Here is a 21669-nt window from a genome sequence, read left to right on the forward strand (position 1 = left end):
TTGCAAGGATAAGGTTGCTCCGTTGAGGGAGATAGCAGAATGGCCTGTATGAGAGGCAGGGAGGAATTGCCAGGATAATGGAAGGGCAATTGCCTGGATGAAGGGCAGGGCAGAGTAGGCCGGTACCAGTGGTGGTTTATGGGCATGAAAAAGCCCCGCTGTCAGGGCCTGGGCCTTGATCTGCGGGGCTTTTGTCATATTACGGCATCATGGCCGTATGGAATTTTGCGCTGACGCTTAGACGTCTAATGGAGCGCCTTCGATTTCCTTGCGGCCCAGCTTTAAGAAGACCAGCAGGATGCATACGGTAGCAACGAGGCCGATGACCTGGGAGATGTAGATATCCATGCCCAGACCCATATTTGGCTCGTAGAGAATGTAGGTGATACATGCAGCGGTGATGAAAGCACCTGGAATAGTAACAATCCAGTGGAACTTCTCACGACGGTACAGGTAAGCAGCGGCAGTCCACAGCATGATAGCAGCCAGAGTCTGGTTGGACCAGCCGAAGTATCTCCAGATGATGTTGAAGTCGATCTGAGACAGGGCAACACCAAGAGCAAATACTGGCACAGCAATAATAAGACGCTTTACCTTGCTGGTCTGGTCAAAGTTGAATACTTCAGCAATGGTCAGTCGTGCAGCACGGAAAGAGGTATCACCGGAGGTGATTGGCAGAACAATAACACCCAGAATGGCCAGTAAGCCACCGAAGGCGCCCATCAGGGCTACAGAGCTGTCATAAACAACAGCAGAGGCAGTGCCGGCGTTGATGGTGTCATTTAAGGTTGCAGGGTCGGTGTAGAAAGTCATACCAACAGTACACCATACCAGACCGATGAAGCCTTCAGCGATCATGCCACCGTAGAATACCATGCGGCCTTCGTTCTCGTTCTCAATGCAGCGGGCCATCAGTGGAGACTGAGTGGCGTGGAAGCCCGACAGGGCACCACAGGCAATTGTGATGAACATGAGAGGCCATAATGGCAGATCCTGTGGATGAGGGTTTACGCCCCACTCGGCCCAGGAGTAGAAGTTCTCTGGCATCTTGATGAACATGGCGGCAGTAATACCAACAGCCATGATGATTAACAGAGCACCGAAGATTGGGTAGATACGGCCAATCAGCTTGTCAATTGGCACCAGGGTGGCAATGAAGTAGTAGATAAAGATAACAGTCAGCCAGAAGCCGAAGTCCAGAGTTTCAGGAGTCAGCTTGGCCAGCAGGTTGGCAGGGGCAGTTGCGAATACCACACCTACGAGCAGCAGCAGGATAACGGCAAATACGCGCATGATCTGCTTGAAGAGCTTGCCAAGGTTGTAACCGACGATCTGAGGAACGTTAGCACCCTGATAACGTACGGACAGCATACCACCGAAGTAATCGTGAACAGCACCGGCAAAGATGGAGCCGATAACGATCCAGATCAGTGCCTGAGGGCCGTAAAGAGCACCCATGATAGGGCCGAATACAGGGCCTACGCCAGCGATGTTAAGCAGCTGAATTAACCACAGCTTCCATTTTGGCATGGTAACGTAGTCAACGCCGTCGTATTTGGTAACAGCCGGAGTTTTGCGGTTTGGATCAGGGGCGAAGATCTTTTCAACGATCTTGCCATAAACGATATAGCCGACAATCAGAGCGATTGTGGCAATGATGAACCACATATACCTTGGCATTTGTGACTCCTTCTAATAACAACATCAACAAATTCACTATTCCCTTACCGCATTACAGTCTTCCAACATAACCGCAACTCAAATCTGTCTCAGCAATTTCTGAAACGGTGGTAAGGATGGGCTGCCGCCAAATGTTTGCATATTTGCTGTTGCACTGGTCACTGCCATGCCGGCCAGCATGCTCTTTTCTCAGTTTTGCATTAACAGATCCGGTCTGGCGCCTGTCCGTGCAGTCAAAACTGCAAGCGTTTGTCGTCAGCGACACTGCACTGATTTTAACCCTGCAATGTCAAATGCCCTTCAAATTTACCCTGAAAGTGAGTGCCAGCTCCCATCAAATAATTAAATTTATGAGCTGGATCCGATTTTGGGTAAATATTTCACAATTAAGTGAAAAAATATGGTGACTGCTCCACTCGTGAGTACAGTCCGGCATTTCATCACAAAAAGAGCATATTTATCGAAATGGTAAAACATATTGATGTCAATGGCATTTTTGATATTGATAAATACATATCTGGACTCAGTTGATTCACTTAACAACATTGCAGTTAAATGTATCAACTCATTGCAATGTGTATCAGTCAAAAACTGCAACCCGGATCATAGCCCTCAGCTGTATCAGATGCCTGACATTGTTATGCACCGCTCCAGATTGCATACCTGAACTTATACACCAATGTACTGTGCAGATAGAGCAATACCGCATCCGCAGCCGTAACCTGCCAGCATCAGGCTGGCTTAGCACAGTTGGATATGCATCCGTAAGCGGCAAGCGGCAAGACGGCAGCGTCTGGACGGCTTAGCCACCGTCAGGATCTGGCACGAAGCCGCAAGCGGTTTGATGGGATGGCGGGCTTAATGCCCAGTTGGAGACAGTATACGTTCCCGGAGGCAGGGACTGAGACAGCGGATGACCACTGCTTTGTATGGACGGGCCTGGTGGGCTTATGGACGGACTTAGGGGTAGGGCATGTGGGCAGTTGGACAGACTGGCTGACAGGATAGTGGACGGCCTTAAGGGCCGGGCATGTGGGCAGGCTGGTAAATGGATCTGGTGAGGTCTGCAGGTGCGGTTGGTATTGCCCTGGAAAGGGGCGCATAGATTCAATTTTTTCAGGGAAATTATTTAACTGATTTGATTAACTGCTGCTGGGGATAATGTGGGAGTGCAGTCACTGATAAAATCCCTTAAATACGGGATTTATTGCAGGTAAGGGGTAGTATAATTATAAGGTTTAGCCATACCTTTGAGAGCCTTTTGGTGAGCGGACGCTATTTTTGCGCTAATAGTTATTGAAAATGGTTATTGGTAAGTATAGACTAACTTACGCAAGCAGAGGGTAACGCGATATAGTTGCGGCTGACCAGAGCTGACAGAGCCTGACAAAGGCTTATACAAACAGATACAGCCTGACCAGGACTGATACCGTCCAGCAGGACTGACTCCTGACAGCACAACATACTTATCTGACCCTCGTAAGGATTTCTCATTGGCAGGTGCTGTTCATCAGCACCTGAATGCCTGAACTCTGCAGCCTGAATTAGTGTCAGGGGCAGGCAGTGACTGCAGATATCACAGTCACCAGGTTCCAGCATTATTTTGCGAAAGGTCAACAGTGGTTATTGGGTTTTAGCCTGAGTCTGCAGTGAGAGGCCGGTCGCACGAGACATTAGTTTGTCAAGCTCTGATATCTGATGGACACAGGAAAAGGGAGCAGTCCCTGAACGAGCTTTCCCGTAGTTTTTCAGTCATCCGGCAGCTGTGCGCAAGGCACACGACAGTCTGTGCAGTGCTTATACAGTAAATACAGCCAAAAGCGTCGCCGGGTCTGACGAGCAAAGTTTTTCTAAAAGTGGCAAAAGCCTGCGGGCTTAAGAATTATGAACAAGACTTTAGATACTTTAGAGCCTGGCCAGAGCGGCACAGTAGTAGCCGTTAATGGTCACAATACCTCTCTTCGTCGTCGCCTCCTTGATATGGGCCTGACTCCTGAGACTCACGTGGAGATTATGCGTTTTGCTCCTTTAGGTGATCCTGTTGAGCTTAAGGTTAGAGGGTATGCTCTCACCATCCGTAAGGAAGACGCCCGTTTAATTGAAATTGCCCAGTAATCCAGGAGCCTGAAATGAGCAAAACCATTGCCTTAATTGGTAATCAGAACTGCGGTAAGACCACTTTATTCAATTGCCTGACCGGCTCCAATCAGTATGTGGGCAACTGGCCTGGTGTTACTCTGGACAAGAGTACCGGCTTTATCTCATCCCGCAACATCAAGGTAGCTGACCTTCCTGGTCTTTATTCCCTTTCCCCTTACTCTCCTGAGGAAATCGTATCCCGTGATTTCCTGCTGAGTGGAGACTATGACGTTATCGTCAACATTGTCGATGCCACCCACCTTGAGCGTTCCCTTTCCCTGACCTGTGAGCTGCTTTCTTTCAAGCGCCCTATGGTTATTGCCATCAACATGATGGACCTTGCCCGCAAGGAAAACATCACCATCAACACCAGTGCTCTGAGCGAGCGTTTTGGCGTACCTGTTGTTGCCATTTCCGCTGCCCACGAGGAGGGTCTTGATGATCTCTTTGCTGCAGTTGAAAATGCTCATGTAACCAGCAGCACTTACTATGATGAGAAGCTTGGCAGCAGCGTTGCCAGCGTTGCTGCTGCCGTTCCTGATGTTGAGTTTGAGGGCGGCCGCAACTTTATCGCCCTGTCTCTGCTCCAGCACGACAAGGCCTACATGGCAGCCTATGCTGACAATGAAAAGCTCCTGACTGAGGTCAACCGTCAAATCATGTCTCTGGAGAAGGAGTTCTCCACTGATGTTGAAAGCCTGGTTGCCCAGGAGCGTTATGCCTGGATTGACGGCATTATCAAGGACAGCGTTACCAAAGGTGAGGGCCGCTACAACAGCCTGTCGAAGCGCATTGATGATATTGTCACCAACCGTTTCCTGGCCATTCCAATCTTCATTTTCATCGTTTACATGGTCTACTATCTGGCCGTAAGCACCATTGGTACCATGGGTACTGATTATGCCAACGATGTACTCTTTGGCGAGTATGCCACCAATGCAGCTACTTCCGTTATGGAAAGCGTCAATGCTCCAGAGTGGCTCTCCGGTCTGGTAGTTGATGGCATTATCGGCGGTGTAGGCGCTGTTCTGGGCTTTGTACCTCAGATGATTGTGCTCTTCATCCTGCTGTCCTTACTTGAGCAGAGCGGCTACATGACCCGTGTGGCTTTCGTTCTGGACCGCATCTTCCGTCACTTTGGTCTTTCCGGCCGCTGCTTTATCCCAATGGTCGTTGCCTCCGGCTGTGGCGTGCCTGCCATTATGGCCACCAATAACATTGATAATATCAATGAAAAGCGCATCACCATTATTACTACTACCTTTGTGCCATGCTCAGCCAAGCTGCCAATCCTTGCCATGATTGCTGCTGCTTTCTTCCCTGAGTCCACTCTGGTAGCTCCGGCTGTATACTTCCTTGCCATTTTCTCCATTGGCTTTACCGCCTTTATCCTCAAGAAGGACTCCACTTTCAAGGAAGAGGTATCTCCATTCGTTCTTGAGATGCCTAACTACACTCTGCCTAAGCTGCGCAATGTAATGCGTTCCACCTATGAGCGCTGCCGTGCATTCGTTATCAAGGCCGGTACCGTAATTTTCGCCACTGTTGTAGTTGTATGGTTCCTGTCCAACTTCAACTTCACAGCTGACGGCTTTGGCATGGTTGAGGTTAACAACTCTCTGCTGGCTGTTATCGGTTCTGCCATTGCCTTCATCTTCATTCCTCTGGGTTTTGCCTCCTGGCAGGCTTCCGTAGCTATCTTCACCGGTTTGCTGGCCAAGGAGAATGTAGTAGGCACTCTGGCTGTTCTGCTTGGTCTGGGCGAGGTTGCCGAGGATGACGCCAGCCTTGGCGCAGCCCTCAATGGTGAGTTCACCACCTCTGCAGCTGCCATGTCCTTCCTTGCCTTCAACCTGTTCTCAACTCCATGTATCGCAGCTCTTGGTGCCATGAAGCGTCAGCTCAACAGCCCACGTCTGTTCACCTTTGCTGTAGTCTACATGCTGGTCTTTTCTTACTGTCTTGCCATGATCATTTACGAGATTGGCGGCTTCGTAACCGGTCAGGTTCCATTCGGTCCAGGCACTGTAGTAGCAGGTGTTCTGGTACTGGTTGCCCTTTATCTGGTATTCCGTCCAGAGCGTAAGGGTAGCAGCCTGCGCATTCCTGTTAAGCAGGTCTGACTGAACAATACAGACTCTGAAAAATCTCAGAGCTCTGACCACCATAACAGGTGAGAACGCGGCACTGGAGCAGGGTCACAACTGATGGGAGGCGGTACCCCGCCTCTGGCCCTTGCTCCATAAGCTGCCCGTACACAGCGGCTCCTGCCGTAAATAAAAGGCGATCGTTTCTGCCCCTGGGCAAAGCGATCGCCTTTTGCTTATGAGCCAAAGCCAGACATCCCGGCCAGCACTGCCAGATGGCATATCCGGCAGCCCCGGCAGCCATCCATCAGACAGAGTACCGGCTGGCCGGACGGGCGCGCCCCCTGACGCAGTTATGCCTTAATGGCATTTGGCCGGTCTGCAGCGCCGGGCGTGCCGGGCATTGCGCGGCCGGTCAGGGGCGAAAAAATTTTTTCTCTTTATCGCCTGGATCTTGAGTTTTAGGCCCAGCCTGGTCAAAATAGTAAAAATTTCCATCTGGAGTAAAAAACATGTTTAACATGGGCAACATGATGAAGCAGGCTCAAATGCTTCAGGAGCGTCTGGCTAAAGCTCAAGAAGAAGTCGCCAATCTGGAGTGCACTGGTGAAGCCGGTGCCGGTCTGGTAAAGGTCACTGTCAATGGTCGTCATGAGGTACGTCGTGTTTCCATCGATGACAGCCTCCTGTCTGATGACAAGGACATGCTCGAGGATTTAATTGCAGCTGCCTGCAATGATGCCAACAGACGTGTTGAAGAGCAAAGCAAGGCCAAGATGGAGCAGGTAACTGCCGGTATCCCATTACCACCAGGCATGAAGCTTCCTTTCTAATGCTTTGACATGCAGGGCCCATGGCCTGAAGTGAAAAACCCGGTTTTCTTCAGCATAAGGCTGCGGAAACTGGGTTTTGGTGTTTTTACAGCCCTCAAACTCTAAACTTATCCACTCAGCAAGCCCCTGGCTTTGCCCATCCCATACCACCCAGCTCCCTGGTCCATCCTGACCTGATATGAGTCCATGCCATGGGCCATGACCGTGAGTCCATTCCATGAGGCCGCTCCATGAGACCTGGACGTGAGGCCGCTCCATGAGGCCGCTCCATGAGACCAGGACGTGAGGCCGTTCCATGAGGCCTGGACGTTAGTCCATTCCATGAGGCCAGGCCGGGCGAACTGTGAGGCAGTATGGGGCTGCTGGGCCGAGTGGACAGGGGCAGCTTAACTCAGGAAAAACTGATGTCATCATCTACCCATCTGGACAAGCTCATTAAAGCTCTGCAGGTTCAGCCTGGCGTGGGCGGCCGCTCAGCTGCACGTATTGCCTACTATCTGCTTGATCGCAGGCGTAATGACGCCATAGAGCTGGGCAAGGTGCTGATAGAGGCCATGAACAGCATCAGACTGTGCAATTGCTGTCGCAACTACTCTGATAATGAGCTGTGCCGTATCTGCTCAAATCAGGAGAGGCATAACGCAAGGGCACTGTGCATAGTCGAAAGCCCCTCTGATGTTGAGGCCATTGAAAACAGCAACAACTTCTTTGGTCTGTATTTTGTGCTTCACGGCCATCTCTCCCCAATTGACGGCATAGGTGCCCGTGAGCTGGGACTGCCACTTCTGGATACGCTGCTGGCTACAGGTCAGTTTGATGAGATTATTCTTGCTACCAACCCCACCATTGAGGGCGATGCCACAGCGTCATTTATTGCCTCTCTGGCTCAGCGTCACAACATCAGCAATATCTCCAAAATTGCCTCAGGCGTTCCTCTGGGCGGTGATCTTGATACCGTTGACCAGAAGACCCTGGCAAGCTCACTGATGAACCGCCGCCCATTTTCCTGATAAGTCCGGGCACGAACGTCCCAGGTTTTCATCTCATGTCCTGACAGGGCTGAGACCGCCTAAGTCTGGTCGTGGTATCTGTCATTTTGCTCAAGTCATTTCAAGTGGCCCGCTCTCAGCTCAAAGCAAGCTCAAGCGGGCCACTGTCGTTTGGGCGGGAGCAGGGCCGGGATTAATGGTTGGTGCCTGACTTTCCATGCTGCCTGGCCTGGTTGCCTGGTCTGGCTGCCTGACCTGGATGACTGGCATGGCCTTGCCCGGAGGGAACGGCGCGCAGGGCAGGGATGAGCGGCTGGACTTGCCGGTTGTGGTGATGGCGGTGAGAGGAGGGTGAAAAAAATTAAGGTCAGTCTTGAAATGATGTGTGCCCGTCCCCAGTTAGTAGAACAGTTGCAGGGGGATGGGCTGCTGCTAGCTAATCGCGTGAGCACCATATCTGATGCTCAGGACGATTAGCCAGCCCCGGCCATTTGCCTGCATGGTTTGTAGTTTAGTTCTGGACAATAAGGCTGCCGCATTGTGTGGCCTGCCAGAACAGAGCAACCGGCCAGATCAGGAGCAGGAGCGCGACCTCTGGTCAGCGCTTTTACTGACGGTGCCGGTGGAGATTAAAAATGTCAGCTACTGTACACGGCTTTCAGACCGAAGTTACCAAGCTTTTAAATTTACTTGCTCACTCCCTGTACTCAAATAAGGAAGTTTTCTTACGTGAGCTGATTTCCAACGCCTCTGACGCTATCGACAAGCTCCACTTCATGTCCCTGACCAACCCGGAGCTTATCAAGGATGATCCTGAGTTCAAGATTCGCGTTCGTGCCGACAAGGAAACTAGCACTCTTACCATCCAGGATAACGGTCTTGGTATGACCCTTGAGGAGGCCAATGCCAACCTGGGCACCATTGCCAAGTCCGGCACTGAAGAGTTTGTAAAGAATCTCTCAGGTGATCAGGCCAGGGATTCCCAGCTTATCGGTCAGTTCGGTGTAGGCTTCTACTCTGCCTTTATCGTAGCCGACCAGGTTACCGTAATCTCCCGCTCTGCCAAGGCCACTGCTGAAGAGGGCGTACGCTGGACCTCTACCGGTAACGGTACTTTCGAGTCTGAGAACATCTCTGTTCCAGAGCGCGGCACCAAGATCATTCTGCACATCAAGGAAGGCAACACCGAGTTCCTGGAGAACTGGACCTTAAGAGCTGCCATCACCAAGTACTCTGACCACATCAGCACTCCTGTTGAGCTCTTTGATACCACCTATGAAAAGGATGAGAACGCTCAGCCAGCCGAGGGTGAGGACAAGGAGCCGGAGCCAAAGGAAGTTCAGAAGTTTGTTCAGGTCAACAATGCCCAGGCCTTATGGACCCGCAATCCTAAGGAAGTTAGCGATGATGACTACAAGAGCTTCTACAAGCACGCTTTCAACGATTACTCCGACCCTCTGAGCTGGTCTCACAACAAGGTTGAGGGTGAGCTTGAGTACACCTCCTTACTGTACCTGCCATCCATGGCTCCAATGAATATGATGATGCGTGACAACCACCATGGCATCAAGCTGTATGTACAGCGTGTATTCATCATGGATGAGGGCGAGCAGTTCCTGCCATCCTACCTGCGTTTCGTACGCGGTCTGGTAGACACCAATGCTCTGCCATTAAACGTATCCCGTGAACTCCTTCAGGAGAGCCGTGTCAGCCGCAGGTTAAAGAGCGCCATTACCAAGCGTGCTCTTAACATGATTGAGAAGCTCAGCGCTGACAAGGATCAGTACGCCAGATTCGTTGCCTCATTCAACGATGTTCTCAAGGAAGGTATTTCTGACGACCGCGAGAATGGCAACAAGATTCTCAAGCTTATCCGCTTTGCCTCTACCGAAGATTCCCGTCCAGCCTGCAATGTCTCCCTGGACGACTACATCTCCCGTATGAAGGACAAGCAGAAGAACATTTACTACATCTGCGCTGACGACTATGAAAAGGCCGTCAACTCCCCATACATCGAGCGTCTGAAGGCCAAGGGTATCGAAGTTCTGCTCCTGTGGAAGCAGCCTATCGATCCATGGATTACCTCTTTCCTCAATGAGTACGAGGGCAAGAAGTTTATCTCTGCCAACTCCGCCGACCTTGATCTGGGCGAGCTCGAGGACGAGCAGGACAAGGAGAAGCGTGAGCAGGTTCAGAAGGACAATCAGGATCTGATAACCCGCTTCAAGGAGGCCCTTGGTGCTTCAGTTGAGGATGTCAGGGTAGCTGATGGTCTGACCGAGTCTCCAGCCTGTCTGGTACAGTCTGCCACCAGCGCCGGTTTCAGCCAGCAGATGCGCTTCCTGGCAAAGATGCAGGGCTCCGAGCTGCCTGAGGAGACATTTATCCTCGAAATTAACCCTGAGCACGCTCTGGTAAAGCAGGCTTATGCCGAGCCTAACGAGACCGTCTTCAAGGACTGGGCAAGACTGATCTTCATGCAGGCCAGCCTTGCTGACCAGGGTTCCATCAAGAATCCGCGTGAGTTCGTTGAGCTCATGAACCGTATGCTGGTAAAGGGCAGCGCCCAGGCTGAGGTTAAGGCCGAAAGCAACGGTGACAGCTCCATCGAGGCCTGATAACAGTCCCCATACTGGCCTGATAAAAGTTCCGATACGGGGCTGATAACAGTCCCCATACTGGCCTGATAAAAGTTCCGATACGGGGCTGATAACAGTCCCGGTACGGGCCTGATACAGACCGGCCGCTCACAGCCGGCTGGTCACAGCCGACAGACTGGCCCGGCCTGGCAGCTGCATGCAGCTCAAGCACGCGCAGCTGCCTCAGGCATGAGCGGCCAGCATATGCGACCAGTAATACATTCGTAAAAAGCCCCTGCAGGAGCAATCCTGGCAGGGGCTTTATGATCCAAAAAGGGTAAAAAATCAGATATACAAGGCCAATAACGGCTGATTTTGCTCCAAATTGGTTATAATAAAAATGTACTTTATCGAAACGTCATAATTTCAGGAGCAAAAATGCGCATTATTCTGTTAGGACCACCTGGTGCCGGCAAGGGCACTCAGGCTCAGACCTTAACCAAGGCTTTTTCCATTCCTCAGATTTCCACTGGTGACATGCTGCGTGCTGCCATCAAGGAAGGTACTCCTTTAGGCTTAAAGGCCAAGGAAGTAATGGATGCCGGTCAGCTGGTTTCTGATGACATCATTATCGGTCTGGTAAAAGAGCGCATTGCTGCTGACGACTGCAAGAACGGTTTCCTCTTTGACGGCTTCCCACGTACCATTCCACAGGCTCAGGCCCTGGTTGATGCCGGCATCACCATTGACGGTGTAGTTGAGCTGCAGGTACCGGACGAGAAGATTGTAAAGCGTATGTCCGGCCGTCGTGTTCACCTTGCTTCCGGCCGTACCTACCACATCGTTTACAACCCTCCTAAGGTTGAGGGCAAGGACGACGTAACCGGTGAGGATCTGGTAATCCGTGCTGATGACGAAGAAGCCACCGTACGTTCCCGTCTTGAGGTTTACCACACTCAGACCGAGCCTCTGGTAGCTTTCTACAAGGATCTTGCTGACAAGGGCCAGACTTTATTCATGGCTGTTGACGGCAACCGTCCAGTAGAGACCATCGCTCAGGAAGTAGTTGACGGTTTAAAGGCCGCTGTCAGCAAGTAATATAAGCTGATCAGCTGCCTGAAAAGAGCCCCGGAAAAGACTGCAGTTCACACTCGGTCATTTGCCCGGGGCTTTTTTTATCCCCATCAGCTCAGCCTGCACCAGAACCGCAGCCCCTGCACTGCCGTGCCCGGCTGCATGGGCGCCCCATGGGGCCGCCCATGGCATGCTGCACCTGCCTGGCAGCTATGACCACGGGGCATGCATCATGGCCATGTTGTGCAGGGCCTGCTGCACAGGGCAGGCCGCTCAGGGGCATTGTGCGCAGGCAGGGGCCGGCTGGTGCGGCGGGCTGATGACAGCGTTTTTATGGCCTGCGGGTATGGCCAGGGCAAGCCATGGATAAAGTGTGGTATAAATACAGGGCCGTAATTGTAAGAACGACCCAGGGAGCAAAATCCCAGGTAATTATTTTCTTTTGGGGGCAGGTACTTTGTGTCCTGAGCAAAACTGATGAAATTTCCATTACTTGTTACTTCAGCTCTGATTGTCTCCAGCACCTGCTGGGCTGCCGGCAAGGCCAGCGACCCCAATGTTTCCATTCCTGATGCCGCTGTAGCCGCTTCAAGCGGAGCGCCGGCCCATCCACTGACTGCAGCTGAGGCACGTGAGCACAATATTCCATGCCCGGCTTTCTGGACTGTTCAGCCAAATCCAAGTGTGGAGAACTCTCTGTCTTACGTTCATGAGTCAGGCGATCTGGCCATCAGTGTGACCTATATTTCCGACAAGAGCGGTGAAACCGTTACTCCGGCTGCCTTCTCCCGTGTGGCAGCCGAGCAGATGAGCTGCACCATGCCGGTAAAGTCCAATCTGCTCAAAAATGCCTGGGCTTTTAACTGCGATAACAATATCGAGGCTCTGGTCTATGGTGAGACCGGCAAGCTGGTGCTGCTGGGCATTTCAGGACGCAATGAAGAAACAGAGAGTCTGCTCGACAATTTCATCTCATTCCTTGATTATCAGTCCCTTCGTTAATCACCGTCCCCCTGAGGGACAGGGCAGCCCACGTGCTCACCAGACCTGCAGGCGCAGTGCATGCTGCACACGCACAACAGACCTGCAGGCGCAGTGCATGCTGCACGCGCACAACAGGTGACAGCTGCATGAGCACGTCCATGCCATGAGCAGATGCTGCGTACCTGTGCGTAGCAATGATGCTGCACACTGAGGCTGCCGCTGCGCGCAGGCCTTGCCCGGCAGGGTCGAAGGTCCGACTGCCAGGAGATATTTATTTTCCTCACATGAAAGCCATGAGCATCACTGCCCATGGCTTTCATGTTAATGAGGCCATGAATCTCCATTACCATCAGTCAGGATGATGGTCATGGTCATAAACAGGCGGTGCAAACGGGTCTGCCCCTGTCTAATGCCATTTCAGGGGATGACCCTGGTCATTGGAGGCAGGTCAGTTGCATGTAAGTGAGCAGGGCTTGTCAGGCATGGGCAAGCGATCTGCATGGGCCAGGGAGCTGCATGGGTCGAGTGCTGCACAGTGGCTGCAGAGGCAGCGTAAGGCGCGGGCCTGGGAGAGCAATAGGGCCGATTTGTCGGGGCGCAGGGCAGCGTCTATGTGCGTAATTAATGTGAACAACGTTACAAAGAGCTCAAGTCGCCTTGACCATAATCACATTGTCTTATTGCACAATTGCCAGGTATCTGCCTTTGACGGGTTATAATTGCATCACCTGACGTGCCCTTTTTGCACGCAGGAGCTGTTGATTAAATCAACAGCAGGATTGTCTGTTTTCCGCACTGCAGCTGTTCTTCTGCCGTTACCCACCCGCAGCCCGGTCCTTGATAAGGACTCAGGAGGCTTTGTTATTGTCCCTGCATAAGGGCAGTAGCATAAAACGGGGGACAGTGCAGCGTGTATGCAGGGCTCATGGTCATGTCCTGCAGTTGTACAGGATACACCATACTGTCCCTGGCCGTCAGAATGTGAGCTGACTTAGCCCGGGACATGGTCTGCCCATACGATCGGGGACTGTCAGTATCTCAGAACCCTGCGTTTGCGGACATGCTGTCTGAAGCCGCCTGTGCAGTCGTTAAGGCTGTTGCTGTCAGGCAGCCTGTATAAGCCCCCTGGGCAATTGTGTTAATCACAGAGTCATGCTGCTGTTCAGGACTACGCTGTTACCCGTGCTCAGGCTCCGGTAATACCTGGCATGTTACTCTGATGCAACTTACATGAGGTTATGCGGTGTCATATAAACTGCCACCGTCTATGCGCTTATATGTCTGACTCAATACCTGCCGTTGAAGTAAAAAACCATAAAGGAAAGACTGTAGAGCCTTTATCTGTTAACAGATCAGCTGCTTCCTGCAGCTCTGCAGTCTCTGATTTCCATGACAATGATTCCCAGGGCCGCCGTGCCTGCGGTATCAGCCTTGCCGGTCTCAGCTTGCGCAAAAGCACCAGTGCTCAGAGCAAAGAGCGCTTTGACCGTGAGTATTGTCGTGGTGCTGCCGGATATGTAGGCAACCACAACGCTCCTGTGTTCTATCAGAATGCCACAGCAGAGCATTTTGCCTCAAACGTGCATGAATGTGAGCAGATCATTTTCCATGACAGTCCTGATGACCTGCGCAGGCGCTCTAAAGATGAGTGCAGCGTGCGTGATGGTGACTGTCCAGATAACGGCTGTCCTCTTGATGATGATGGCTACGGTGACGACAGCAGCTCTGGAGAGGGTGAGTTGCCTAACCTCCATCAGCTTCACGCTTTCAGTTCAGGCAAAAAGAACCATGACCAGGTCAGTGACAGCTCAGAGGGAGACTGCCGGTCAGAGCACTGTCGTTCCAGAAAATCAAAGTCATCCTCTTCAGATGTAAGTACAGGTGCCTGCTGTTGTAAAGATGATGATTCTGATATTGATATGAATGCAGACAGTGAGAAGAGTGTCAGACCTTGCTGCAGTGAGGCTCTTGAGGCCTGCAGTGCCGATGAGATTGCTTTTGGTGATGTAAGGGAAGCTCGCATGTATACAGACGGGGATGATGACTGCTCCCAGGATGATTGTGCAGAGCTTGAGGACGGCGACAGCTGTGACGTCCTTGCAGGTGTGGCCCCATGCTTCACAGGAATATCTGTATCTGCGGGCCAGTCGGCTCCCCGTATTCACAAGTCGACCATATTGATTATTGATGGTGATGATCAGAGCTGCCGCTATATCAAGAAGTCACTGGGTAATGAGCATTACAAAACCTACGTGGCTCATGACATGCGCCAGGGAGCCATTCATGCGGCTACCCGCAAGCCTGATTTGATCCTGATCAATAACGAATTGCCAGGCGGCTGCGGCGTTCAGCTCATCAAAAAGATTCGTGGCTATTCTCTGGTTCCTATCATGGTTATTTCCGCAGTTGATGATGAAAAGACCATGGTAGAAGCTCTGGACAGCGGTGCTGATGATTACGTTATAAAACCTTTTGGTGCTGATGAAATCAGTGCCCGAATCAGAGCCCACCTGCGCCGTCGTACCATTCCAAGTGATATTCAAAGCTCCGATACTGTCTTTACCATGGGTAATGTCAGGGTCGACCTGATGCGCAATATCACCACCAAAAATGGCCACGAGGTGCATCTGACCAAGCTGGAAAAGCGTCTTCTTCGTGTGCTGCTTTCAGATCATGGAAAGGTTCTCACTCAGCGCTTTATCACTCAGCAGGTATGGGGGCCGCATAATCTTGATCAGAATAAGAATCTGCGCATTGTCATCTGTAACCTGAGGGCCAAGCTCGAAGATGATCCTAAAAATCCGGTCTACATCCTTACCGAAACGGGCGTAGGCTACCGTCTGGCCGTATAGCTCCATGCACGGCACCGGCAACAGTGCCAGCTGACCTGCGCCTGGTGCCAGCTGTACGGCAGCCCACCTGCATGCCGCATGCAGCGGTGCAGCCCTGAGCCTGCGGCCGGTCCTTATGTCCGGTTTGACCTGGACAAAAATGCCCTGCAGTCCTGACCTTGGCGGTCAGGGCGGCAGGGCTTTATTAATTCTGGTACTGAAAAGGAGGAGGCCGAATCGTGGATTCGGCCTACTGGGATAGTTGTTCGGTATTACATCATGCCGCTATTGATCAGCTGCAGGATGATATTGTTGCGGCTGTTTGCCTGCATCAGCATGGACATGGAGGCCTGCTGGAGAATTGATGCTCTCATCAGATTGGCCGACTCCTCTGCATAATCGGTATCGCGTATGCGGCTGCGGGCATCAGCAAGATTGGCTGTCATGGTGCCATTGAGTCGTATTACAGAATCCAGACGCACCTGAAGAGCGCCAATGGAACCACGGGCGCCGTCAACTGTGGCAATCATGCCGTCAATATCTGCCAGTACGTTCTGTGCTCCCTCGCGTGTAGAGAGGGTGAATTTGCCGTTGGCTACAGAGTTGTTATTTGCTGCCAGTGAGTCGTAGATGTCCTGAAGCCTGAAACTCTGTGACATGTCGTGGGTGATGGTATCACCACTGTAGGCGCCGACCTGCAGGGTAAACTCACCGTTATCGAACATGGTGCTTTGCTGGCCAAGCAAAATGGTCTTGCCACCGTACTTTGTCTGCTCGGCAATGCGGGTAATTTCATCAGCAAGGGCATCAGCCTCGGCCTGCATGGCTTTACGGTCTTCATCGGTATAGGTGCCGTTTGATGCCTGCACAGCCAGAGTTCTGATTTTCTGGAGCATGTTTACTGTTTCGTCCAGAGCTCCCTCATAGGTCTGCGCCAGGGCCTGGCCATCAGCTGCATTGCGGGTAGCCTGGTTATAGCCATTAATCTGCGAGGTCATTCTGCTGGCTATCTGAAGTCCTGCCGGATCATCCTTTGCCGAGTTAATACGAAAACCAGAAGCAAGGCGCTTCATGGCATTATCGGCCATCAGGGTAGCATTATTCAGATATCGCCTGGCCTGCATGGCTGCGATATTAGTAATGAAAATACCCATTCTTCTCTCTTAACCTCATCAAATTCTGTATTACAGCAGTCAGCACGCCACTTACTGGAATAAGGCAAAAAATCAGGCCTCCAAAGCCCGTAATGCTCAGACCTTTATGAATTTCAGATCCGGGCTTTATGAGCCGGCAGAGTCAAATGACAGGTTCATCTGCAAATGCCTGTCTGGACTTAACAGGCAGAAAATCTTGAGGTGTTGCTCATTCTTTAAAAGGTTATCGGAATGAACAGAAAAATTTTCTCTGATTATGAGAGTAATAATTCAGATGCAATGCAGGTAAGGCGGTTAAGCCCAATGTAATAGCGACACCGTTTTTACTAGATATTTATTTGTTATTAAAAATGTCCGGTTAAGCCATGCTGCAAAGTGCCTGTCTGTTCAGAGAAAAAGCGATTTCTGAGCCGCATTATCAGTGCTGCTCTGACTGCACAAAAGTGATTTTCCAGATACAGCAAAACAGGCTCCCATAGATATACTGGTACCGGGTTACATCACGCTCTTGACCGGCCTTTGCCATGACAATGCATAAGCTGCTCTGGCAGGGGAATTGACCTGTCCCAGGCCCAGGCAACTGCGTGGACGATGCCAGGCCGCGCCGTATACAGCCCTGGCATTTCCTTGCCCGGCATGCTCAGGCCTTGACGCGTCCATGTACGGCCTTTGTGTTAAGGCAAGGAAGGGAGAATAGAGCAGGGACCAAACTTGTATCCAGCAAGGGACGGCACCGGTGCCGTTTCCATGGGACGTAACAGGGCCGTTACCATGGGACAGGGCTGTCGCTGTTTCCACAGGGAGGCGCATTGGCCGCACCATGGGGAGGCCCGTGGATGTTTCCAGGAGAGGCGCATTGGCCGCACCATGGGGAGGCCCGTGGATGTTTCCATGGGAGGCGCATTGGCCGCACCACGTGACAGGGCTGTCGCTGTTTCCACAGGGAGGCGCATTGGCCGCACCATGGGGGGGCGCCGTGGATGTTTCCATGGACGTCCTGCTGTGCAGGCTGTCAGGAAATGCCGGTATGCATAAGCATTATTGTGGAGGCATGGGCGGGTGTTGAGGGGCGTACTGGAGCAAGTCAGGGCGTGATGATAATTAATTTAATGAATTATTAAAATCATTTTAATAAAAAACATTGGGCTTTTGCGCAGGGGCACAGTCTGCAAAGCGCGTGGTTATCGCAGACACAGGGGCCGGTGCCTGGATCCGAGTTTCAGCCTGGCAACAGGGGAAGAATGATGCATGCATGCAAAGATATGGCATGGATCTCACTTTTTAAGCGCCGTCTTGGATAGAGAAAATGCACTTTGCTAAACTCAATTCGCCTTACAGGAAACAGGCTTCTGTAGCAGCTGCTCAGGCAGCAGGGCCCTGCAGCAGGTCACATGGCAGCGGTCTTACAGGCATTAACACTTCCTTCCTTAGTTATCACAATTTCCGGAGCATCCGGAAGTTTTTCAATTCCTTGTGCCAAGGGCACAAAGTGTGGTGAGTGCACAGTCTGGACATAAAAAGGAGCTGTGCAAATTAATCAACGGGTCAATTACCTCCCGTACTTCAAAAGCCTTAACACAGCAAGCAGAACATGGCCCTGACAGGGCGCAGATTGCCAGGACAAAAGACCTGTCATAAGGCAGTCGTGCTGGCCGCCATGGCTGCCATGCAGCGCAGGGCATTCAGCCGGTAAGGATATGCAGTCCAGGTCCCGATGGTCTGCCAGCAGCTTATTATCAGATTCTGAATATGGACATGCTTTGAGCCATTGACTGTGGCCAGGCGGCCTGACAGTCAGATTTATGGTGTCAGCAGCTCAGTTTCAAGACGGTGCCGGTCAGGGCGCCGAAGAGGTACGGAAAACAGGCAACATTATCAGGAGCAGCATAGATTGAATACTTTTGACTCAGGTCTTGACGTTATAGGCGAGGCACAGGAATTTGTTAACGACGCCAATCGTGGCAGTCTTCCGGTTGATCTGCACTATCTGGAGCTGCTCTCCGAGCAGTACCCTAACCGTGTAGATGCTTTCTCTGAAATCATCAATCTGCAGGCTATCCTTAACCTGCCAAAGGGTACTGAACACTTTGTATCTGACCTGCACGGTGAGTATGAGGCTTTCTGCCACATCATCAATGGATGCTCCGGCGTTATCCATGAAAAGGTTGAGGAGCTCTTTGATATCAGCCCTCAGGAAAAGTCTGCTCTGTGCTCTCTGGTTTATTACCCTGAGGAAGTTATGCGCCTGCGCCGTGAGGCCGGTGAGCTTAATGACCAGTGGTACAAAGAGACTCTTGAGCGCCTGATCAAGCTGTGTAAGTATCTTTCTGCCAAGTACACACGCTCCAAGGTACGTAAGGCTATTGACAAGAATTACAGCTACATCATCGATGAGCTGCTCCACGCTCAAAATGACGAGACTGCCTCCCGTGCTATCTACCATGAGGCCATCTTAAATACCATTTTAAGAACCAGGTCTGCCCATCACTTTGTGACCTCCTTATGCGCTCTGTCCAAGCGTCTGGCCGTAGATCATCTGCACGTGGTAGGTGACGTTTATGACCGTGGTCCAAGCCCTGATCGCATCATGAGCCTGCTCATGAACTATCACAGCATCGATATCCAGTGGGGTAACCACGATATTCTGTGGATGGGTGCTGCCCTTGGTTCCGAGGTATGTATTGCCACTGTGCTGCGCAATAACGTTAACTACTTTAACTACTCACTGCTGGAGAGTGCTTACTCCATTTCTCTGCGCAAGTTAAATGAGTTTGCCAACAAGACCTACACTTATCCGGTAAAGGAGCGCTCCAGGGGAGCTGCCTGTCACCTTGGCAAGAACTTCGCTCCACCAAATGGTCACGGTGCTGACAGTGATCAGGAATACGAAGATCTCATGCAGGCTTTCGAGGACGAAAGCCGCGCCAAGATGGTAAAGGCCATTACCGTTATTGCTCTGAAGCTGCAGGGCCAGCTCATCAAGCGCAACAGCGAGTTCATGATGGATGACCGACTGCTCATGGACAAGATGGACCTCAAGCGTGGTGTAGTAACCATCAATGGCAATGAGTACGAGCTCAACACTGTTGATCTGCCAACCATCAACCCGGAAGATCCGTTCGCCCTCAGCCGTGAAGAGGCTCATCTTATGGAGTCTCTCAAGGAATCCTTCCTCAAGTCTGAAAGACTGCAAAATGAGGTAGCCTTCCTGTACTCACACGGCTCTATCTACAAGTGCTTCAATGGCAACCTGCTTTATCACGGCTGCATCCCGCTTACTGAGGACGGCCGCTTCCGTCAGGTGAATATTGCCGGCAAGATCATGCAGGGCAAGGCTTTCCTTGATTACTGTGACCGTCTGGCCCGTCAGGCTTACACCATCAGAGATCAGAAGAGCCTCGACTTCATGTACTACCTGTGGTGCGGCTTCAACAGCCCTCTGTCCGGCCGTATCATGAAGCCTTTTGAGCGCTACTTTGTTGATGACAAGAGCACTCACAAGGAGCCTAGTGATCCTTACTACAAGCACTATCACAGCGAAGCTACCTGCCGCATGATTCTTGAGGAGTTCGGTCTTGACCCTGAGCTGGGTCACATCATCAATGGCCACACTCCAATCCGTGTTAAGGACGGTGAGCAGCCAATGCGTGGCAACGGCCGCCTGATCGTTATCGACGGTGGTCTGTGCTCTGCCTACCACAAGACAACAGGTATCGCCGGTTATACCCTGATTTCCAACTCACGTAACCTGGTTCTCAAGGCCCACCGCCCATTTGAAAGCTGCGAAAAGGCTGCCCGTGAGAACATTGACATGATCTCCGTATCTTCCGAGGTGGAGAGATATCCAAAGCGTCTTAAGGTAGAGGACACTGATAATGGTGCCCGCATCAAGCGCAGTATTCATGAGCTTGAGCAGCTGCTGCAGGCCTACGTAAAGGGCACTATTGTCGAGCGCCCATCACGCAAGCGCTGACAGGCAGCCCCGGCCAGCACACAAAAGAATTTGCCGCTTCCGGACTGATCCCGTACAGATCCCGGACAAAGTCCGGACTGATCATGGTCTCAGCCCGGAAGCAGCACCATACAGCCAGACCATGGCTTTCATGGCCCGGCTGCATGATAAAAGAGAAGAGAAACAGACAGGCTCTCATCCTCACAAGGGATGCGGGCCTGTTTCTTTTAGCAGCTCATCATGGCTGCCCCTGAACCCGGCACTCAGCTATGCATCCAGCCCGGCACCCAGCTCTGCATCCAGCCCGGCACCCGGAGATGTACCCAGTCCGGCCTGCCACTGGCAGCATGAGCGCCGGACGCCCTGTTCAGGCAGCACCCCATAAACCATAAGGGCATCATGTCAGCCAGGCAGACAACATGGTTTTTGATGTCAGCCTCCATGTCAGGCTACATATACAGCGCTGTGAAGGCTTGCCCGGACTGCCTGATTCATAAAATATGGGCGGTTGCGCAGTGCCAGACTCTGAGGGCTGGGGGAGAGTTTGTCTAAAAGCGTGCTCTGTAACGGGGCGGGTGCAGCTGAAAAATGAGGGTGCGGCGTACGCTGTATGCACCACTTTAGATATGGTCGTGAAAATTTTCCGTACTCTGGCTGACTGGGACAGGTTATGGGGATGGCTGTTATGGCCTGCTGGGCACGGGCTTATGATTTAAACAGGGAGTGCAGTGGCATTGGGCGTGCCGGTGCACGCAGTGAACAGTTTATTGAAAGAAAGGCATAAATATCGGGAGCAGCTGCAGGTAATGCGTCGTGCCTTAAAGATAAATTTTATTGATTATAAGCACGGCAGTACCTTTATAATGCCGGCAAATGTTCACCACTTCAGGACCGGATATAACATGTCGGCTCTTAATTATTATCTGCATTCAGGCTGCTGCCAGATGCTCAGTGAGCATCAGGATATAAGGCAGCGTGTGCCCGGTGGTCTTTATGATCATCCCGGCCCGCGTGTTCGCCTGAGACCTGTGCCGCATCCGTGTGCCCAGACTGTGACTGCAGATAATTGCGCCCTTGTTGTGCCCCCTTTATGCAGTAATGTGTCCGGTGAATTACAGTATTCTTGTGCCCCAGTGCCTGCGCTATAAAGCCATTATTCAGTATCCCTGAGTAATGGCTTTTTTCATTTCTGGCCCTGGCATATGACAGCCAACTTGCTGGTCCTGGCATATGACAGCCAACTCGCTGGTCCTGGCACAGGCCCGCCAACTTGCTGGCCATGACATATGACAGCCAAATCGCTGGTCCTGACACAGGCCCGCCATTGCGCTGGTCAGGGGCCGCCATGGCTCAATGGGCAGGTCCTC

General features: G+C 51.8%; 11 protein-coding genes. 9 read left to right on the plus strand and 2 right to left on the minus strand.

Annotation, left to right across the window (positions count from 1 at the left end; translation table 11 throughout):
* Positions 1 to 237: 237 nt before the first annotated feature.
* A complete protein-coding gene (locus MXE39_RS09615; protein ID WP_246978452.1) occupies positions 238 to 1680 on the minus strand; it encodes a carbon starvation protein A in 1443 nt (480 codons plus the stop codon).
* Positions 1681 to 3564: 1884 nt separating this feature from the next.
* Between MXE39_RS09615 and MXE39_RS09620 the strand changes: the two genes are divergently transcribed.
* The 8 genes from MXE39_RS09620 (at position 3565) to MXE39_RS09655 (ending at position 15217) form a co-directional block, all read left to right on the plus strand.
* Positions 3565 to 3795, plus strand: coding sequence for a FeoA family protein (locus MXE39_RS09620; RefSeq protein ID WP_246978450.1), 231 nt, complete (start codon positions 3565 to 3567; stop codon positions 3793 to 3795).
* 14 nt (positions 3796 to 3809) lie between these two features.
* Positions 3810 to 5942 (plus strand): ferrous iron transport protein B, encoded by a 2133-nt coding sequence (gene feoB, locus MXE39_RS09625; RefSeq protein ID WP_246978449.1) that lies wholly within the window; start codon positions 3810 to 3812, stop codon positions 5940 to 5942.
* Between the two features lie 476 nt (positions 5943 to 6418).
* Positions 6419 to 6739: a YbaB/EbfC family nucleoid-associated protein gene (locus tag MXE39_RS09630; RefSeq protein WP_246978447.1), complete on the plus strand. Its 321-nt coding sequence runs from the start codon at positions 6419 to 6421 to the stop codon at positions 6737 to 6739.
* A gap of 404 nt (positions 6740 to 7143) precedes the next feature.
* Positions 7144 to 7749: a recombination mediator RecR gene (gene recR / locus MXE39_RS09635; protein WP_246978445.1), complete on the plus strand. Its 606-nt coding sequence runs from the start codon at positions 7144 to 7146 to the stop codon at positions 7747 to 7749.
* A gap of 614 nt (positions 7750 to 8363) precedes the next feature.
* Positions 8364 to 10346 (plus strand): molecular chaperone HtpG, encoded by a 1983-nt coding sequence (gene htpG / locus MXE39_RS09640; protein WP_246978443.1) that lies wholly within the window; start codon positions 8364 to 8366, stop codon positions 10344 to 10346.
* Between the two features lie 399 nt (positions 10347 to 10745).
* On the plus strand, positions 10746 to 11405 hold the full coding sequence (gene adk / locus MXE39_RS09645) for an adenylate kinase (protein WP_246978441.1): 660 nt from the start codon (positions 10746 to 10748) through the stop codon (positions 11403 to 11405).
* A gap of 453 nt (positions 11406 to 11858) precedes the next feature.
* Positions 11859 to 12383: a hypothetical protein gene (locus MXE39_RS09650; protein ID WP_246978439.1), complete on the plus strand. Its 525-nt coding sequence runs from the start codon at positions 11859 to 11861 to the stop codon at positions 12381 to 12383.
* Between the two features lie 1259 nt (positions 12384 to 13642).
* Complete coding sequence (locus tag MXE39_RS09655; RefSeq protein ID WP_246978437.1) at positions 13643 to 15217, plus strand: response regulator; 1575 nt, start codon at positions 13643 to 13645, stop codon at positions 15215 to 15217.
* 251 nt (positions 15218 to 15468) lie between these two features.
* Here the strand turns inward: MXE39_RS09655 and MXE39_RS09660 are convergent, their stop codons facing one another.
* Positions 15469 to 16350, minus strand: a complete 882-nt coding sequence (locus MXE39_RS09660; RefSeq protein ID WP_246978435.1) for a flagellin — start codon at positions 16348 to 16350, stop codon at positions 15469 to 15471.
* A 1891-nt stretch (positions 16351 to 18241) separates the two neighbouring features.
* Between MXE39_RS09660 and MXE39_RS09665 the strand changes: the two genes are divergently transcribed.
* Complete coding sequence (locus tag MXE39_RS09665; protein WP_246978433.1) at positions 18242 to 20323, plus strand: fructose-1,6-bisphosphatase; 2082 nt, start codon at positions 18242 to 18244, stop codon at positions 20321 to 20323.
* Positions 20324 to 21669: the final 1346 nt, after the last annotated feature.

The organism is Anaerobiospirillum sp. NML120511 (assembly GCF_023050955.1).
GTDB lineage: Bacteria > Pseudomonadota > Gammaproteobacteria > Enterobacterales > Succinivibrionaceae > Anaerobiospirillum.

Excerpts from the sequence above, each read along its gene's own strand:
- MXE39_RS09615 (WP_246978452.1), bottom strand. The coding sequence starts at position 1,680 with ATGCCAAGGTATATGTGGTTCATCATTGCCACAATCGCTCTGATTGTC.
- MXE39_RS09620 (WP_246978450.1), top strand. The coding sequence starts at position 3,565 with ATGAACAAGACTTTAGATACTTTAGAGCCTGGCCAGAGCGGCACAGTA.
- feoB (WP_246978449.1), top strand. The coding sequence starts at position 3,810 with ATGAGCAAAACCATTGCCTTAATTGGTAATCAGAACTGCGGTAAGACC.
- MXE39_RS09630 (WP_246978447.1), top strand. The coding sequence starts at position 6,419 with ATGTTTAACATGGGCAACATGATGAAGCAGGCTCAAATGCTTCAGGAG.
- recR (WP_246978445.1), top strand. The coding sequence starts at position 7,144 with ATGTCATCATCTACCCATCTGGACAAGCTCATTAAAGCTCTGCAGGTT.
- htpG (WP_246978443.1), top strand. The coding sequence starts at position 8,364 with ATGTCAGCTACTGTACACGGCTTTCAGACCGAAGTTACCAAGCTTTTA.
- adk (WP_246978441.1), top strand. The coding sequence starts at position 10,746 with ATGCGCATTATTCTGTTAGGACCACCTGGTGCCGGCAAGGGCACTCAG.
- MXE39_RS09650 (WP_246978439.1), top strand. The coding sequence starts at position 11,859 with ATGAAATTTCCATTACTTGTTACTTCAGCTCTGATTGTCTCCAGCACC.
- MXE39_RS09655 (WP_246978437.1), top strand. The coding sequence starts at position 13,643 with ATGTCTGACTCAATACCTGCCGTTGAAGTAAAAAACCATAAAGGAAAG.
- MXE39_RS09660 (WP_246978435.1), bottom strand. The coding sequence starts at position 16,350 with ATGGGTATTTTCATTACTAATATCGCAGCCATGCAGGCCAGGCGATAT.